The organism is Enterococcus sp. DIV2449a (assembly GCF_051711225.1).
GTDB lineage: Bacteria > Bacillota > Bacilli > Lactobacillales > Enterococcaceae > Enterococcus_D > Enterococcus_D casseliflavus.
Genome location: NZ_JBIOME010000001.1, coordinates 644,114 through 660,534, shown reverse-complemented (window position 1 = coordinate 660,534; position 16,421 = coordinate 644,114). Strand labels below are relative to the sequence as shown.

Here is a 16,421-nt window from a genome sequence, read left to right as displayed (position 1 = left end):
GGCGTGACATAAGTTAACTAGTTACGCTCTCCAAAATATAAGGAGCACTCGAAAATCATGTGATTTTTCGAGTGCTCCTTGTTTTTTTTATTCATTTTGGGTAGTTCAAGTACCTATTTTTGTCAATTTCATCATATTGATTGCCGTAATGAGTAAACCCGTCTGTTTTCTGACTTTTTCTAAGCCCCGAACCGTGTATCGAGTGAAACCCAAACAAGCCTTCATAAATCCGAAGACTGTTTCCACGTCGATCTTTCTCCGACCATATATTTTTTGAATTTCAGGCGTTGATAAGCGCTCTTTTTGTTTTTCTTTATGGTATTCCCAAGACGGATTTACAGTGATCTTTCTGCGATTCCCCTTTGGGGTTAAGGCTTCCGGAATGAGCGCTTGGTTCGCATCCGTTTTTTCTGCTTGGTATTCTTTAAAATCTCGGACAAAGCCATCCGCATCTGTTCGTTGACGGTAAGCATGAAAATTGAATCGTACCCCTTTGGGGTCGATGTAAAAGTCCTCCTTAGGCTCATAATCCCAATTCATTACTTTCCGATCATCTGTCTGCCATTTCTTGCTTTGTTCTTTAAACATCGTTCCATAAGGAATCAGTGCAGTATGCTGGGGAAGTTCATCTTCTATATAGCGGTAATTGCTTTCTGAACCATAGCCTGCATCGGCGACCAAATAATGAGGGGACTTTTGTGCAATCTTCATCTTTTCCAGTAATGGTTTCAGCGTCTTAGTGTCTGTTGGGTTTTGAAAGACATCGTAGCCGAGTACAAATTGATTACAAGTAGCGATCTGCAGGTTATACGCAGGCTTAAGTTGGCCATTTTTCATAGGGTCTTCTTTTACGCGCATGAATGTCGCATCATGATCAGTTTTTGAATAACTGTTTCTTGTCCCATAAGTAGAAAACTGCGTTTGATGTTCCAGAAGTTTTTCTCGTTTTGTATTTAATTTGCGTACTTGGCTTTTCAACGTTCGCCGTTGTTGTTTCGCTGGATTTGGCGAAAGACGTTTCGTTGCCTCAACTTCTTTTTCTAGTTCTTCCAGACGTAGTTCCATCCGTGTTAACAGTTCATCTATCATGTCTACTTTCAAGGTCGTCTCTTCGGGAATCTGTTTCAGGGCATACGCTTCTCTTAGTTCCGTCATCATAGTAAGCAGTTTTTCGCGATTCATTTGATCGAATCGGATCGTGTTTTTCTTCCAGACAAAGCTGTACTTATTCGCATCTGCCAAGATTTTTGTACCGTCAATAAACAACGCATCATCAATCAGATTCCGTGCACGCAGATACTCTGTCAACTGATCTAAGCCTTTATTGGTCAACTCCTGCACATCGTTAGATACACAAAAACGGGCGATCGTTCGATAAGTTGGAACCCGTTCTTGCGTCAACCAGCGAGCATATAGGTTTTCTTCAGCTAAGCGTTCAATCTTGCGACTTGTAAAGGTTTCTCGCGTATACGCAAAAAGAACCAACTTCAACATGGCACCTAAATCATATTCTCTTGGTCGACCAAAAAGATAGGGGTCATTAATCTGAAGCGCTTCGACCAGTTCATGGATAAAAACGGCGACATGATTTTCTTTTGGAGAAAATGAAGTAGATAGATCCAAAGTGAGTTGATTCATGTTATAATTAGTATACATTTTGTTTAGTCCTTTCAGGATTAAATGATGGGGCATTGGCGGCAACCGGTGCTCCTTTTTATTTCACCCAAAAAACCGCAAGAAATGAACGATTTATCGTCATTTCTTGCGGTTTTCTTCTATGGACTTATGTCACAGTCCCTTTTTCGTCTTTGGATTCGGCGTCAGACTTCACCATATCCCCCCTGTTGGTAAGCATACCCATTTTCCACGTAATGCATGATGTTTGCCTGATTTTTGGCGATTTCTTCCTCTGTCAACGGGCGGATCACTCGTGCAGGACGACCAAACGCCAACACATTGGGCGGAATGACGGTTCCTTCCGTTACTAACGAACCAGCACCCAACAAACTATTTTCACCGATCACTGCATGATTCAAAACAATCGAGCTCATGCCGATCAGCGCCCCTTTTTTGATGGTACAGCCATGAAGCATACACTGATGTCCAACAGTCACATCGTCTTCCACGATCGTCGGGGCATCGTGATCAACGTGAATGATCGTTCCATCTTGAATATTGGTACGCGCGCCGATTTCGATGCGATTGGCATCGCCTCGAATCACTGCTTGAAACCAGACCGTACTCTCTTTTCCTAGAGTCACGTTTCCTACGATCGTCGCATTTTTTGCCACAAAACAAGGTGTTCCTTGCAACGAGGCGGGCGAAACTGTTTTGTGGGTTTCATTCCCTGATTGTTCTTTGTCCATCAACTTCTCCTTCCAATCCATAAACGGATCTGCGCTTTCTTTTTTCACTATAGCACCACCCTTGCGACAATGCAAAAAGAGCGCCAGTCAGACTGGACGCTCTTTTGGGTTTACTCGGCTTCTTCTGAAAATTGACTTTGGTACAGTTGGCTATAAAAGCCGCCAGCTGCCAACAAGGTCTCGTGATTGCCTTTTTCAATGATCGACCCTTGATCCATCACTAAGATCAGATCTGCTTCACGAATCGTTGACAAACGATGGGCGATCACAAAGCTGGTACGACCTTCCATCACTTTATCCATTGCTTTTTGAATCAGCGCTTCTAAGCGGGTATCCACCGAACTGGTGGCTTCATCGAGAATCAAAATCTTCGGATCAGAGATGACTGCCCGAGCGATGGTCAACAATTGTTTTTGCCCCAAGGAGACATTGTCCCCTTCAGAATTGATGATCATTTCGTAGCCGTCTGGCATCGTGCGAATGAAGTGATCGACGTTGGCGGTTTTCGCTGCATCAACGACTTCATAATCGGTGGCATCTAATTTCCCAAAGCGAATGTTGTCGCCGATCGTGCCTTCGTACAACCATGCATCTTGTAAGACCATCCCAAACAGTGACCGAACATCATGACGTTCCATTTTCTTCGTGTCGATGCCGTCGATCTTGATGGCCCCTTCATTGACATCATAAAAACGCATCAACAAATTGATCAAGGTGGTTTTCCCAGCACCTGTTGGTCCCACGATCGCCACGGTTTGTCCAGCTTTGACTTCAAAGTTCAAGTCTTTGATCAACGGTTTTTTCGGATCATAGGCAAAGCCGACATGTTCAAAGGTCACGTCGCCTCTGATTTGTTCTGGCAATTGGATATCCGTTTGATTGACGGGTTCTTCTTCCTCATCTAAGATTTCAAAGACCCGTTTTGCTGCTGCTGAGGCACTTTGCAAGACGGAAGACAGCTGGGTAATGTTCCCCATTGGCTGACTGACTTGCCAAATGTATTGAATGAACGCTTGCAGCTGACCAACAACGATCACGCCGCTGATCACATAAAAGCTCCCCATGACTGCCATTGCGATATAGGTAAAGTAAGCGGTCATTTGCACCAGCGGCATCATCAAGCCTGACACAAAAGCAGAACGAAAGCCGTAATAGCGCAACTGGTGATTAACGTTTTTAAACCCTTCAAGTGTTTGCTTTTCCCGTCCATACACTTTCAACACACTGAATCCAGTCATGTTTTCTTGTACGTAGCCGTTCAGATCCCCTAACGCATTTTGCATGCCTTGGAAGTCTTTTTGCGACTTTTTGACGATCGTGCGAGAAATCAATAAGGAGGCTGGGATCATGATCAATGAAACCAACGCCATGTAGGTATTGATGTAAAACATCATGGAAACCGCCATAACGATTCCTAAGAAGGCATTGACGATCCCGATCAAGGCTTGCTGCATTGCACCACTGACGGCATCCACGTCATTGGTCACCCGTGACAGGATATTCCCTTGTTGGTTGCGGTCGAAGTAAGAAACGGGCAAACGATTGATTTTTTCTTCAATGTCTTGCCGCAAATCTCGCATCGCAGATTGGACAACGTTGGTGATCAGCAGCCCTGACATCAATTGTGAGAAACAGTAACCGACACCGACGACTGCGATCCAGATCAAGCAAAGGATCACGTAATCAAAATTAACGCCTTCGCCTGCAGCGATGTTGCGGCTGATCTCTGTCGTTGGCAATCCAGAAACATACGGCATTGCCGCATTGAAGCCGACGGTTGCAACAGTAAACAGCAAGACTAGGATAAATTGTACTTTGTACGGTTTGATGTAAGCACCTAACCGTTTTAAAGAAGAGATTGCTTTCATTGTGCCAACTCCTCCTCTGATAATTGTGACGCCGCAATGTCGTAGTATACTGGACAAGTTTGCAGCAGTTCTTTGTGGGTGCCGATGCCAACCACATCGCCTTCGTTCAAGACGACGATCTTATCGGCATTCATGATCGTTCCTACCCGTTGAGCAACGATCAAAACGGTCGATTCTGTGGTTTCTTTTTTCAAACGTGCCCGCAATTTTGCATCCGTTTGGTAATCCAATGCAGAAAAACTATCATCAAAAATATAGATCTCTGGTTGGCGGATCACCGCACGGGCAATCGCTAGGCGTTGTTTTTGTCCGCCAGAGAAGTTGGTTCCGCCTTCTGCCAAGTGAGCATCAAAGCCATCTGGTGTGCGAGAAATGAAATCTGCCGCTTGCGCAATCTCGGCTGCTCGTTCCAGCTCTGCTTGCGTGGCATCTTCTTTGCCATAGCGTAGGTTTTCTGCGATCGTCCCTGTAAATAGCAACGCTTTTTGAGGGATAAACCCGATCTTGTTGCGCAACGTCGTTAAGCTGTAATCCCGAACGTCAACACCATCCACCAAGACATGGCCTTCACTGACGTCGTAAAAACGTGGGATCAATTGGATCAAGGTTGATTTTCCACTTCCAGTACTACCGATAAACGCCACGGTTTCCCCTGGTGAAGCGGTAAAGCTAACATTACGGATTACTGGACTTTGAGCATGTCCTGGATAAGCAAAGGTAACATTTTTGAATTCCAAGAAGCCTTTCGTCTTAGTTTCTGTCACTGGCTGTTCTGGCTCTTTGATTTCAGAAGTCGCATCTAACGCTTCTTGGATTCGACGAGCAGAAACCGCCGCTCGTGGATACATCGTAAAGACAGTCGCAAACAGCATGAAAGAAAACAGCGCATGGAAGATGTATTCGATAAATGCAATCAAGTCACCGACTTGCAGCTGTCCTTGATCGATTTGAATACTTCCCGTCCAAATAATCAAAATCATCACGATATTGAATAAGAAGAAAAAGCCTGGTTGTGCCGTTGCCATCAAGCGAAACAAGCTGCGAGAACTAGAAGCATAGGCTTGGTTGACTTTGCCAAAGCGTTTTTCTTCAAATTTTTCATTGACGAAGGCACGGATCACTCGTAAACCAGAGAGATTTTCCCGCAAAATGCCATTGATTTTATCTAGATTGGCTTGTTGCTTGGTGGATAATGGTTCCGAGATTTTGGCAATGGCGATGACTGCCATCAGCAATATCGGCAATGCCCCCAAAACATACAACCCTAGTTGTGTACTTGTCCGCATGACCATGTACAAGCTTACCACAAACATCATGGGTGTCATTAAACCTGTCCGTAAGATGCTTTGCATAAACAGCATGATTTGATACGCATCATTGGTCACACGGGTGATCAATGATGAAACCCCGATTTTTTCATATTCGGTATGTGAATAGCCTTGGACTTTTTCAAAAAGATCGTCACGAATATCTGCCACAATGTTAGTGGTGATACGTGACGTGAAATAGCCTAACAAAATGTTCATCGTGATCCCCACAATGGTGATCGCGATCATCGCCGCACCCATTTTCCATATGTAGTCGCGATCACCAGCGGCGATCCCTTTGTCGATCATTCTTGCCAATAACGTCGGCAAACCTAATTCAATCAAAATAAAACCAAAAACACAGATGAAATTAAAAACCAGCAGTTTCTTGTTTCTCATCGTGTAGTGCCACATTAATTTCAAAAAATCCCCTCCTTTTTTACTTCATTACTTCTACTATAGCATAGGAATATTCTTATTGTAATGCACTTTCAACGAAAAAAAGCAAACTTCAGCGATAGTCCTTTCATTTTCTTTCAGTAAGCCTTTTCAAAATGACGTGTTTCTATACTTATTCGTTTTTCTGTGATAAACTAGGGATACTTGTAGTGGAACGACTTACAAACCCGGTGAATTTTTTATGACGACATTTGGAAAGCAAAGACGAGGCTTTCTCTTTTTTCTCACAACGATTGTCTGAAAAAAGCATGCAGCGGCTCTCGAAGCCTTCTTTTCAGGTCACTTTATTCGGACCTCGATTTTGTGATGCAGCGAATTCATCAACCAAATAGACTACTGCGAAAAGCAGATAAAGGAGAAAAGATATGATTTACAAAATTTATTACCAAGAAACAAAAGACCGCAACCCAAAGAGAGAACAAACCCACTCTTTGTACATTGAAGCAGACGATGCAGTGATCGCACGCCGTCTGGTTGAACAAAATACCCCATACAACATCGAGTTCGTTCAAGAACTAGATGAAAAACATTTAGCTTACGAAAAAGAAAACGCTGATTTCAAATTAGCGGAGTTTTAAGATGAAAGTTTCGCTGAAAAATAATGAGACTGGCGTATTCGGCGTCGGTGGACTTGGCGAAATCGGAAAAAACTGTTATGGGGTTCAATTCCAAGATGAGATCATCTTAATTGACGCGGGAATCAAATTCCCCGAAGATGAACTGCTTGGGATCGACTATGTCATTTCCGATTATAGCTACATTGTTCAAAATTTACCGAAAGTCAAAGGCTTGATCGTCACTCATGGTCACGAAGACCATATTGGCGGAATCCCTTACTTGTTGCGGGAAGCCAATATCCCGATCTATGCGGGACCATTGGCACTTGCTTTGATCACCAACAAATTAGATGAGCATGGCTTATTGCGGGATGCGGAATTACACGAAATCAATGAAGATACGGTGATTCGTTTCCGTAAAACATCCATCAGCTTCTTTCGAACGACTCACAGTATCCCTGATGCTTTAGGTGTTGTTGTCAAAACGCCTTCTGGCAATATCGTCGCAACTGGCGATTTCAAGTTTGACTTTACGCCTGTGGGCGAACCAGCAAACTTGCACAAAATGGCAAAAATTGGTGAAGAAGGCGTCCTTTGCCTCCTTTCCGATAGTACCAATGCAGAGATTCCGACCTTTACCAAATCAGAAAAAACGATCGGCAGCTCGATCCAAAAGATTTTTGAAAAAATCGATGGTCGGATCATTTTTGCCAGCTTTGCCTCCAACATTTTCCGTCTCCAACAAGCTGCAGATGCGGCGGTTGCGACTGGACGTAAAATCGCCGTTTTTGGACGCAGTATGGAAAATGCGATCGTCAACGGACAGCGCCTTGGCTATATCAAGGTGCCAGATGGAACCTTTGTGGAATCTCATGAGATCAATCGTTTGCCTGCAAACGAAACCATGATCCTTTGTACGGGTTCTCAAGGAGAGCCAATGGCTGCTTTGAGTCGGATTGCCAACGGGACTCACCGTCAAATCCAAATTCACCCAGATGATACCGTGATTTTCTCAAGCTCACCGATCCCAGGAAATACCACGAGTGTCAATCAGCTGATCAACTTGTTGTTGGAAGCTGGCGCAAACGTGATCCATGGCAAATTGAACAACATCCATACTTCTGGTCACGGTGGCCAAGAAGAACAAAAACTGATGTTGCGTCTAATGAAGCCAAAATTCTTTATGCCTGTCCACGGGGAATTTCGGATGCTGAACATCCACACCCAGCTGGCACAAGATGTCGGTGTACCAAAAGAAAATTGTTTCATTATGGAAAATGGTGACATGTTGGCCTTAACAGCGGATACCGCTCACTTGGCTGGTCATTTCAATGCCAATGATGTTTATGTCGACGGCAGCGGTATCGGTGATATCGGGAATGTCGTCTTACGAGATCGTCGTATTCTTTCAGAAGAAGGCCTCGTCTTAGCGGTAGCGACAGTCGATGTGGCGAAGAAAGAAGTTCTTGCTGGACCAGATATCCTTTCTCGTGGGTTTGTTTATATGCGGGAATCCGGCGAGATGATCAACGAGGCCCAACAAATTCTCTTCCGTGCGTTGCGAGAAGTCTTGAACCAACCAGACCCAACAGAGCACAAATTAAGAGAAGCGATGTCATCGGCTTTACAGCCATTCCTATTTGAAAAAACCGAGCGTCATCCAATGATCCTTTCAATGATCATGACGCCGGACGATTTATAGTCATACATGCAAGGGCAGTTCTCAGGTTACTGGGAACTGCCCTTTTTCCTTTCCGTTGCAAAAAGCAAAAAAAGACCATCGAATCGATGGTCTTTTGGGGTTTTTGATTTCAAAGTGCTCTTACTGGCAGTTTGTTTGAAAGCTTACGCTTTGTTTACGTTAACTGCTTGAGGTCCACGATCAGAATCTTCCACGTCGAAAGTTACTGCTTGACCTTCTTCTAAAGTTTTGAATCCTTCACCTTGGATCGCTGAAAAGTGTACAAATACGTCTGTACCGTCTTCGCGAGAGATAAAACCAAACCCTTTTTCAGCATTGAACCATTTTACTGTACCTTGTTCCATTAAAAAAAACCTCCTCGTGCATAAGCACTTAATTGTGTGTAACATTGCCTTTGTGCGATAGAGGCCTAACGTGCGTTTCAACATCTATTCAGCAAACAAAATTACAATAATATTTTACACTTGCCCGTATTTTTTTGCAAGACAGACGATTAGACAATTCACCTTTATTTTTAATAATGTTCGCAAACTCGGCTTATTTTCACACGTCTTCCTGTTGCCACAGCCCCTCTTCTCGCAAACTGACATAGGCATTGTCGCCAATGATCAAATGATCCAATATGTCGATCCCCATCAAGTCTCCGCACTTGATCAAGCGGCGTGTAAACAGCAGATCTGCCTCTGAGGCTTGGGGACTGCCGCTGGGATGGTTGTGGACGACGATCACTCGGGCGGCACTGTAGCGTACCGCCCAATGAAAAATCTCCCGTGGGTGAGCGATCGACTGATTCAACGATCCGATGAAGATCGTTTTTTTCTGAATGATCTCATTTTTCGTATTCAAATATAGCCCTAGTAAATGCTCTTGACGACAATCCTTCAACTCTTGGATCAACTGATGGGCGATCGCCATACTAGAGTTGACCTTACCGTACTTTGGTTGAGCGGAGTGCTGGATTCGCACACCTAATTCAACCATCGCTTTGATCTCGATGGCTTTGATTTGTCCGACGCCGCGAATTTCTTGTAATTCATCAATCGTCGCTTGCTTTAATTCATACAATTCTTGAAAACGATTCAAGACATTGGCCGCTAACTCGAGGACATTCAGAGGACGTGAGCCAGTTCGCAGCAAAATGGCCAATAATTCTTGATTCGAAAGGGCATCGACTCCATATTCTACTAAACGCTCTCGGGGAAACGAACTTTGGGGAATCACTGTTTCATTGATCATAAAAAAACTCCTTTGCGTCGGTCTAATAAAAGATACGCAAAGGAGAGAGTATTTCATGAATCAGGTGCGCAAAAAATCACAGTTAGATCGAAAAGGCGGTTTCTAGAAAATCTGGGACATCCTCTAGTGATGGTAAGACTTTCAAGACTTTTTCTTCAATGATGGTCGTCGGTGCGATCAAATCGGGAATCATAATGACTGAGATCCCTGCCCCATGAGCAGCATGAATACCGTTAGCCGAATCTTCAAGGATCACCAATTCTTCTTTTGGTACCGCCAATAATGCGTGGGCTTTTTCAAAAATCTCAGGATCTGGTTTTGCCCGTGTGACATCATCAAAGCAGACGATCTCAGGAAATTCCGCCGTTAAGCCTGCGGCTTCCAGCAAGGTATCGATCACTTTGCGCTGGTTGCTAGACGCCAACACTCGGGGAATCTTTTTCTCATCAAGATAATGCAATAACTCGTGGATACCTGGCTTCAATTCAGCCTCGCCCCGTTGGAACATTTCCAGCGTTTGCTGAAAAGCCGCTTGGATAAAGTCTTCGATCATTTGATGGCCAAAGGCTTCGTCGAACCGCTCATGGTAAGCTGCCCAGACTTCTTCATCCGAGACCCCCACATAAGCTAAATACAACTCTTTTGTATAGGGAATCCCCATTTGATCCGCCACGATTTGAGTAGCCTGGTAATAGAGCAGCTCCGTGTCAAAAATCAAGCCGTCCATATCGAAAATCACACCACGTAACTTAGCCATTTCTTCCTCCTATTGCCAACAACAATTCACGAACTTCTGAAACAAAATACAACGATCCTGTCACCAGCAGCAAATCTTCATTGGTCATTTTTTCTAATAATTCTGCCAAGCCAAACTGCCATAAAGAGACGGTTGAGATTCGTTTTTCATCGAGTTCCTGATAGCCGTCTGCTAAATGCAATGCTTTTGGGAAATCAAAGGTCGTTAAATAAATCTCGGCTTGCGGAATTGCCAGCAATTGCTGAAGCATCTCATTGACGTTTTTGGTTTCTAAGGCTGAGAACAGCACATGGATGCGATAGTCGCTGAACTCTTCTTTCATCGTATCCACCAAGCGAGCCATGGCATGCACGTTATGGGCGCCATCGATGATCACCAGTGGTTCACTGCTGATTCGTTCCATTCGGGCGGGCCAATAGGCCTTTCTTAGCCCATTGCGAATTTCTTTAGCTGAAAATGGCAGCTGCCGTAGGTCGCAATACAGACTGTACAATTGGATCGCAACACCGGCATTTTCTGGTTGATGGCGGCCTAACATCGGTGTTTTCAAGCCTTTGATTTTGCCATGCTCATTTTCAAAATCAAACAATTCGCCCCACTCTTCATCAGGATGACGATAGGTCACACGGTACTCTTGCCCTGCATGATACGCAGGTGCCTGTGCTTCTGCAGCTTTCAAATCGATCACCGAAAGCGCACTTTCAACGATATTGCCAGTCACAAGGGGAATTTGTGGTTTAATGATTCCCGCCTTATGGGCAGCGATTTTTTCAATGGTATCGCCTAAGACATCCATATGATCCATGCCGATCGTCGTGATCGCTGTCAACATCGGGGAAATAACGTTGGTACTATCTAAAAGTCCCCCTAGGCCAACTTCCATTATCGCAACATCGACGTTTTTTTCTTCAAAATAGCCTAATGCCATGGCAGTAATGATCTCAAACTGAGTGATGCCCGTCAAGGTTTCATCACGATCGATTTCAGCAACCAGCGGCTGGATTTTTTCCACCCAAGCGACCAAATCCTCATCTGATATAAATTGTCCATTGATTTCGATCCGTTCATTGAACGCTTCAATGTGCGGGGAAGTAAAAGTCCCCACTTGCTGCCCAGCTTCTTCTAAAAGACTGCGCAAATAGCTGACGGTTGATCCTTTGCCATTCGTGCCGGCGATATGGATCATGGTTATGTTTTTTTCAGGATTGCCCATTCGTTTTAATAATGCTTCGACACGCATCAATCCGGGTCTTTGCCCAAATGCCAAACGCGAATGGATCCACGCTGTTGCTTCTTCGCTTGTCATCTCCTTCACCTCGCTCTTATTTTATCAAAAATCCCACAGCTTTCCCAATTTCTTTCCTTTAAACGAGAAATTTGTTTGGCGGTTTCTATCGATTACGCAAAAACAAGCATCTACAAGAGATGCTTGTTTGCAGACAGTCGACGCTTCCTATTGAATCGTGCGCAATTGCTCGATCCGTTCTTGGACTGCTTTTTGTTTTTCAAGATAATCGGCTTCTTTGCTGCGTTCTTGTGCTACGACTTCCTCTGGTGCATTGGCAACGAAGCGTTCATTTGCCAATTTGCCTTGTACCCGTTGAACTTCTTGGGTGAACTTCGCTAGTTCTTTCTCCAAACGCGCGATTTCTTCTTCAATGTTGATCAACCCAGCTAGCGGCAAGTAGACCGTCGCGCCTGATAGGATGGCTGACATCGCCAATTCAGGGGCTTGTAAGCTGTTAGAGATTTCTAGTTCTTCTGGATTACAGAAGCGTTCGATATAGTTTTTGTTGGCGATCAAGAATTCTTCGATCTCAGGCTCATTTGCTTGGATCAGCAAAGTGATTGGTTTCGAAAGTGGTGTGTTTACTTCTGCACGGATGTTTCGAACCGAACGAATCAATTCTTTCAACACTTCCATCCCTTGCGCCGCTTTTTCATCGGTCCATTCTGGTGCCACTTGTGGATACTCAGCAACAACTAATGATTCCCCTGTATGCGGCAGTTTGCTCCAGATTTCTTCTGTAACAAATGGCATGATTGGGTGCAACAAGCGTAAAATTTGATCAAGAACATGGACTAAGATGCTCTTATTGACTTGTTTCGCTGCTTCATTGTCACCGTATAAGGTTTCTTTCGACATTTCAATGTACCAGTCACAGAAGTCATCCCAGATAAAGTTGTATAATTGACGACCCGCTTCCCCAAATTCGAAGCGTTCAAAAAGGTCAGTGACTTTTTCAATCGTTTCATTCAAGCGCGTCAAGATCCAACGATCCGCCACTGATTTTTCACCAGAAAAATCAATGTCTTCGGCAGTCATTTCGCTGACATTCATCAAGACGAAACGGGAAGCATTCCAAATTTTATTGATGAAGTTCCAAGCGGCATCCATTTTTTCATAGCTGAAACGCACGTCTTGTCCCGGTGCAGAGCCATTTGATAAGAACCAACGCAATGCATCGGCACCGTATTGTTCAATGACTTCCATCGGATCGATCCCGTTTCCAAGCGACTTACTCATTTTGCGACCTTGTTCATCACGGATCAATCCGTGGATCAAGACATTTTCAAATGGTCGTTTGCCAGTAAATTCCAAGCTTTGGAAAATCATACGGCTTACCCAAAATGCGATAATGTCATAGCCAGTCACTAATGTATTGGTTGGGAAGTAGCGTTGGAAATCTTCATTGTTTTCATCTGGCCACCCCATTGTTGAAAACGGCCATAAAGCAGAACTAAACCAGGTATCCAATACGTCTGGATCTTGCTGCCAATTTTCGGCATCCGCTGGCGCTTCAAGTCCTACATACATTTCTCCCGTTTCTTTGTGGTACCAAGCTGGGATTTGATGGCCCCACCACAACTGACGAGAGATCACCCAGTCATGGACATTTTCCATCCAACGTAAGAATGTTTGGTTGAAACGTGGCGGATAAAAGTCCACCGCATCGTCGGTTTCTTGGTTGTCGATGGCTTGTTTTGCTAATGGCTCCATTTTTACGAACCATTGTGTCGACAAACGAGGTTCGACTACTACGCCTGTCCGTTCTGAGTGCCCTACGCTATGAACCATTTTTTCGATTTTGATCAGACGACCTAACGCCTCTAAGTCTTTCACGATTTGCTTACGAGCAGCAAAACGATCCATGCCTGCATAAGTACCTGCTAAATCGTTCATTGTTCCGTCATCATTCATGACATTGACCCGTGGTAGGTCATGGCGGTTACCGACCTCAAAGTCATTCGGGTCATGGGCAGGAGTAATTTTTACGACCCCAGTTCCAAATTCTTGGTCCACGTACTCATCTGCGATGATTGGGATCTCTTTATTGACCAAAGGCAAGATCACTTTTTTACCGATCAATGCTTGATAACGTTCATCTTCTGGATGAACCGCGACTGCTGTATCCCCCAGCATCGTTTCTGGACGAGTCGTTGCGATCTCCACCACACCGCTGCCATCTGCTAATTCGTAAGACATATGGTAAAAAGCACCTTCGATGTCTTTGTGGATCACTTCAATATCAGATAATGCCGTGCGGGCTTGCGGGTCCCAGTTGATGATGTACTCGCCACGATAGATCAAGCCTTTTTCATATAGCGTCACGAAAACTTTGCGAACCGCTTCGGATAATCCATCATCTAACGTAAACCGTTCACGGCTATAGTCTAGGGATAAGCCTAGTTTCGCCCATTGTTCCCGAATGTGACCGGCATATTCTTCTTTCCAATCCCATACTTGTTCAACGAATTTTTCCCGACCAAGGTCATAGCGAGAAATCCCTTGTTCCCGCAGCTTTTCTTCTACTTTGGCTTGGGTAGCGATCCCGGCATGGTCCATTCCTGGTAGCCATAAGGTGTCATACCCTTGCATCCGTTTTTGACGAATGATGATGTCTTGTAACGTGGTATCCCAGGCATGACCTAAGTGCAATTTTCCTGTTACGTTTGGTGGTGGAATCACGATAGAATAAGGTTTTGCTTCTTTGTTGCCGCTTGGTTTAAAACGGTCATGTTCTAACCAATCTTGGTAGCGCCCCGCTTCTACTTCTTGGGGATTGTACTTGGTGGATAGATTTTCAGTTTCTGTCATAGTTGGTCCTCCTAAAGTTACGTTTTTTAGACGTAATGGTTGGTGTGGTTTTTTTGTGCCTGTTGCTGGGTAAAGCGTGACAATGTTTGAATCGTTCAGGATTAGTGCGTCGGTAGAGATGATTATCAGCTGTTTGTTGACGACACGCGTGTTGTTCGTAAAAAAAACGTTGCTTACAGAGGTCAAGGCACACTTCCGTGATCCTCTATTATGTCTTAGGGCTTTTGGCAACCGATCTGACTCGCTTCGTGGACCAATTTTGATGACTTCTTGTACTGTTCATCATCTATTCTGTCTTGCTTCGCAAGCCACTCATTGTGATTCCTAGTATGGTTACTACGCTCCCTATGGTCGCCTAGTACTGTTCATCATCTATTCTGTCTTGCTTCGCAAGCCAATCGCAGTGATTCCTAGTACGGTTACTACGCTCCCTATGGTCGCCTAGTACTGTTCATCATCTGCTCTGTCCCACTTTGTGGGCCACTCGCAGTGATTCACAGCAAAAAGCGCCCTAATGCCGAGGCATTAGGGCGCTGATACGCGGTACCACCTAAATTGCAGATTGCTCTGCCACTTTGACGTGAGGTAACGTTCACGACGCGCTTGATCTTACTGTGCGGCTTTGTCTGCAAGAAACAAACCGTGGTTCGGATCAAAGACCTTCAAGCTACCTTTTCAGTGTCTGGGGAAGTCTTGCACCGACCGACTTCTCTCTGACCGCCAGGGTCACTGATACTCCTCTTGAACATTGTCTTGCTATCATAGATTCTTGTTTCATCTTGCTACATTCTACAATGAACTTTTTTGAAAGTCAATCAGAGGTTTGCTTTCGCAGCGTCAATGGCTGCTTGATAATCCGGTTCGTGGGAGATCTCAGGCACGATCTCAACGTGTTGGATCACGCCTTCACGGTCTAAAACGAAAATTGCTCGGGCAAAATGACCGAAGTCTGGGATCATGATTTGATAGGCCTCACCGAAGGTATTCGCCGGATCATGAAGCATGATCATGTCAACACCTTCTTGGCCGCACCATTGCGCTTGTTCTTCTTTTGTATTGTTAGAGATCGTGACAAAATGGATGTCATCCAATTGACTTGCCTCTTGGTTGAAACGCTTGGTCTGCAATGCACAGACGCGTGTCACGATATCGGGAACCACGCTGATGATCGTTGGTTTTCCTAAAAAATCAGTCAGTGTGTATTCCTTGTCCTCTAAACTTTTCAAGCGAAAATCAGCTGCTTTATCCCCTACTTTTGGTTGGTTGCCAGGCATCTCATAAACCGTTTCTTTGCGTGTAACTTGCATAACATCTCTCCTATAGCATTTTCTCCCAGTATAAGAAAGATTGTCAAAAAACGAAAAGGATTTGCTCAGACTTTCGATTTTTGCGAGTAGGTCGTATCAAAAAAGATCAATGTTTGCAATTCTGTCGTCAAATCAATGTATTGGATATTGACGTCTTTTGGCACGATGACGGGATCAGGGGCAAAATTTAAAATCGCTGTGATCCCAGCATCCACGATCGCATCGATCGCCATTTGTGAATAACGACTAGGAACGGTCGAAATCGCTACGGTGATCCCTTTTTCTGCTACGACTTCAGCCAATTGATCCATTCCATAGACATAACGCCCACTAATGGTCTGACCAATCATTTCTGGATCATTGTCAAAAACCGCGACCACGGAAAGATTTTCATTTCTGCGAAAATTGTTGTTGGCTAACGCTTTTCCTAAATTTCCATAACCAATCAAGGCGATTTTTTTCTCTTCATTGGTTTCTAAGATATAGCTCAATACCTCAATCAGATAGGGAACATCATAGCCATAGCCACTTCTGCCCAATTCTCCTAGATGAGAAAAATCTCGGCGGATCGTGGCTGAAGGAACTTGCGTGATTTCTGCAAACTCTTTCGATTTGATTCGCTGAATACCAGAGGCATCCAGTAATTTTAAGTGTCGTAAATAAGCTGGCAAACGTTTTGCCGTCGCTTTCGGAAGTTTTTTATCTCTTAATGCTTCCATCCTGTCCACCCTCCTTGTTAAATGATTCACATATTGAGTGTAGC

The 16,421-nt window shown here is 44.4% G+C and carries 13 protein-coding genes and 1 other annotated feature; of the genes, 2 read left to right on the top strand and 11 right to left on the bottom strand.

Annotation, left to right across the window (positions count from 1 at the left end; genetic code table 11):
- Positions 1–105: 105 nt before the first annotated feature.
- From IGI76_RS03145 to IGI76_RS03130, 4 genes are all read right to left on the bottom strand, one after another.
- On the bottom strand, positions 106–1,656 hold the full coding sequence (locus tag IGI76_RS03145; protein WP_201705781.1) for an IS1182 family transposase: 1,551 nt from the start codon (positions 1,654–1,656) through the stop codon (positions 106–108).
- 164 nt (positions 1,657–1,820) lie between these two features.
- Positions 1,821–2,414 carry a gamma carbonic anhydrase family protein gene (locus IGI76_RS03140; RefSeq protein ID WP_236596256.1) on the bottom strand — a complete coding sequence of 198 codons (594 nt, stop codon included), beginning with the start codon at positions 2,412–2,414 and terminating at the stop codon, positions 1,821–1,823.
- A 62-nt stretch (positions 2,415–2,476) separates the two neighbouring features.
- Complete coding sequence (locus tag IGI76_RS03135) at positions 2,477–4,234, bottom strand: ABC transporter ATP-binding protein (protein WP_005225159.1); 1,758 nt, start codon at positions 4,232–4,234, stop codon at positions 2,477–2,479.
- Entirely contained in the window at positions 4,231–5,964 is a 1,734-nt protein-coding gene (locus IGI76_RS03130) for an ABC transporter ATP-binding protein (RefSeq protein WP_086299150.1), read from the bottom strand. The genes IGI76_RS03135 and IGI76_RS03130 overlap by 4 nt, the downstream gene beginning before the upstream one ends.
- A gap of 401 nt (positions 5,965–6,365) precedes the next feature.
- Here IGI76_RS03130 and IGI76_RS03125 point away from each other — a divergent pair, with 401 nt between their 5' ends.
- Together IGI76_RS03125 and rnjA are read left to right on the top strand one after the other, a co-directional pair.
- Positions 6,366–6,578 (top strand): DNA-directed RNA polymerase subunit epsilon, encoded by a 213-nt coding sequence (locus IGI76_RS03125; protein ID WP_005225157.1) that lies wholly within the window; start codon positions 6,366–6,368, stop codon positions 6,576–6,578.
- Position 6,579: 1 nt separating this feature from the next.
- Entirely contained in the window at positions 6,580–8,259 is a 1,680-nt protein-coding gene (gene rnjA, locus IGI76_RS03120) for a ribonuclease J1 (protein ID WP_201691384.1), read from the top strand.
- A gap of 143 nt (positions 8,260–8,402) precedes the next feature.
- On the opposite strand, the gene IGI76_RS03115 is transcribed toward rnjA, so the two are convergent.
- From IGI76_RS03115 to IGI76_RS03085, 7 genes are all read right to left on the bottom strand, one after another.
- Complete coding sequence (locus IGI76_RS03115) at positions 8,403–8,603, bottom strand: cold-shock protein (RefSeq protein WP_005225155.1); 201 nt, start codon at positions 8,601–8,603, stop codon at positions 8,403–8,405.
- A 199-nt stretch (positions 8,604–8,802) separates the two neighbouring features.
- Positions 8,803–9,495, bottom strand: a complete 693-nt coding sequence (gene radC / locus IGI76_RS03110) for a RadC family protein (RefSeq protein WP_333718974.1) — start codon at positions 9,493–9,495, stop codon at positions 8,803–8,805.
- Positions 9,496–9,577: 82 nt separating this feature from the next.
- Positions 9,578–10,252, bottom strand: coding sequence for an HAD family hydrolase (locus tag IGI76_RS03105; protein ID WP_005225153.1), 675 nt, complete (start codon positions 10,250–10,252; stop codon positions 9,578–9,580).
- Positions 10,245–11,558 carry a bifunctional folylpolyglutamate synthase/dihydrofolate synthase gene (locus tag IGI76_RS03100; protein WP_015509046.1) on the bottom strand — a complete coding sequence of 438 codons (1,314 nt, stop codon included), beginning with the start codon at positions 11,556–11,558 and terminating at the stop codon, positions 10,245–10,247. Before IGI76_RS03100 ends, IGI76_RS03105 begins: the two co-directional genes overlap by 8 nt.
- A 147-nt stretch (positions 11,559–11,705) precedes the next feature.
- Positions 11,706–14,351, bottom strand: coding sequence for a valine--tRNA ligase (locus IGI76_RS03095; RefSeq protein ID WP_333718973.1), 2,646 nt, complete (start codon positions 14,349–14,351; stop codon positions 11,706–11,708).
- Between the two features lie 523 nt (positions 14,352–14,874).
- Positions 14,875–15,109 (bottom strand) — a binding site (T-box leader).
- A 57-nt stretch (positions 15,110–15,166) separates the two neighbouring features.
- Entirely contained in the window at positions 15,167–15,658 is a 492-nt protein-coding gene (tpx, locus tag IGI76_RS03090) for a thiol peroxidase (RefSeq protein WP_010747457.1), read from the bottom strand.
- A 65-nt stretch (positions 15,659–15,723) separates the two neighbouring features.
- Positions 15,724–16,377, bottom strand: a complete 654-nt coding sequence (locus tag IGI76_RS03085; protein ID WP_005225148.1) for a redox-sensing transcriptional repressor Rex — start codon at positions 16,375–16,377, stop codon at positions 15,724–15,726.
- Positions 16,378–16,421: the final 44 nt, after the last annotated feature.